The organism is Burkholderia sp. Bp8991 (assembly GCF_003853795.1).
Lineage (GTDB): Bacteria > Pseudomonadota > Gammaproteobacteria > Burkholderiales > Burkholderiaceae > Burkholderia.
In genome coordinates this window covers 1-1,806 of sequence record NZ_QTQJ01000070.1, presented here as the reverse complement: position 1 = coordinate 1,806, position 1,806 = coordinate 1, and the positions used below count along the sequence as shown (strand labels likewise).

The window sequence follows — 1,806 nt, the reverse complement described above, 5'->3', positions numbered from 1 at the left end:
GCCCCACGCACTCGCGTGCGCATGCTGGTGCACGTTGCATGCATTCGCGCAGCCGCACATCGCGGCGGCCGCCGCGCGTTGCAGCGGTGCGCCGCTGCGCTGCGTCGCGCCCCAACCGCCGTAGCCGCCGTACTCGCGCACCGGCGACCAGTCCGGCATCGCGGGCGGAATCGGCGCATCGTGCGACGCGAACGGGCCCGCGCCCCACACGATCTTGCCACCCACCACGGTCAGCAGTGCGGTCGTGCCCGCGATGTCGTCCTCGGCGCACGCGAAGAAATCGCGATCCGGGACGACCACGTCGGCAAGCTGCCCGACCGCGATGCGCCCTTTCTTGCCGACCTCGTTCGAGAACCACGTCACGTATTCGGTCCACATGCGCAGCGCGGTCTCGCGATCGAGCAGGTTGCGCTGCGGGTACATGCGCAGGCCGCCGATCGTCTTGCCTGTCACGAGCCAGGACAACGACACCCACGGGTTGTACGACGCCACGCGTGTCGCGTCGGTGCCGGCCGACACCTTGAGGCCCTTCGACAGCATCTTCGCGACGGGCGGCGTCGCTTCGGCCGCCTGCGCGCCGTAGCGCTCGACGAAGTATTCGCCCTGGTACGCCATCCGGTGCTGCACCGCGATACCACCACCCAGCGCGGCGATGCGGTCCATCGATTTTTCGGTAATGGTTTCCGCGTGATCGAAGAACCAGTTCAGCCCTTCGAGCGGGATGTCCTTGTTCACCTTCTCGAACACGTCGAGTGCGCGGCTGATCGTTTCGTCGTAGGTCGCGTGCATGCGCCACGGCCAGCGGTTCTGCGCGAGCACGCGCACGACGCCCTCGAGATCGTCTTCCATCTGCGCCGGCAGGTCCGGGCGCGCGACGCGGAAATCCTCGAAATCGGCGGCCGAGAACACCAGCATTTCGCCCGCGCCGTTATTGCGGAAATAATCCGTGCCGTCGTGATACTTCGTGCTCTTCGTCCAGTTCACGAAGTCTTCCTTCTCGGCATTCGGCTTCTGCGTGAACAGGTTGTACGCGATCCGGATCGTCATCTCGCCGGCATCGTGCAGCTTGCGGATCACTTCGTAATCGTCGGGATAGTTCTGCGAACCGCCGCCTGCATCGATCACGCCCGTCACGCCGAGACGGTTCAGTTCGCGCATGAAGTGGCGCGTCGAGTTGTACTGGTATTCGAACGGCAGCTTCGGTCCCTTCGCGAGTGTCGCGTACAGGATCGTCGCGTTCGGGTTCGCGAGCAGCAGCCCGGTCGGGTTGCCCGCGGCATCGCGCAGGATCGTGCCGCCCGGCGGCTCGGGCGTGTCCTTCGTGTAGCCGACCACGCGCAGCGCGGCCGCGTTCAGCAGCGCGCGATCGTAAAGATGCAGGATGAACACCGGCGTATCGGGCGCGGCCGCGTTGAGTTCCTCGATCGTCGGCAGGCGCTTCTCGGCGAACTGGTGCTCGGTAAAGCCACCGACCACGCGCACCCATTGCGGCGCGGGCGTGATCGCCACCTGCCGCTTGAGCATGTCCATTGCAACCGCGAGCGACGGCACGCCGTCCCAGCGCAGCTCCATGTTGTAGTTCAGGCCACCACGAATCACGTGGCAGTGATTGTCGATCAGGCCGGGCAGCGCGCCGCGGCCGCCGAGATCGACGACCTTCGTCGCGCGGCCCGCGAGCGGCATGACTTCCGCGTCGCTGCCGACCGCGACGAAGCGGCCGTCCTTGATCGCGACGGAAGTCGCGACGGGGTTCGCGCGGTCGAGGGTCGTGAATCGTCCGTTGTGGAGGATCAGATCCGGTTGAGT

General features: G+C 66.4%; 1 protein-coding gene. It reads right to left on the bottom strand.

The window, feature by feature from the left end; all coding sequences use genetic code 11:
- Positions 1-1,806 (bottom strand): amidohydrolase (locus tag DIE02_RS35150; protein ID WP_148093152.1); only part of this gene is annotated, 1,806 nt, incomplete at both ends.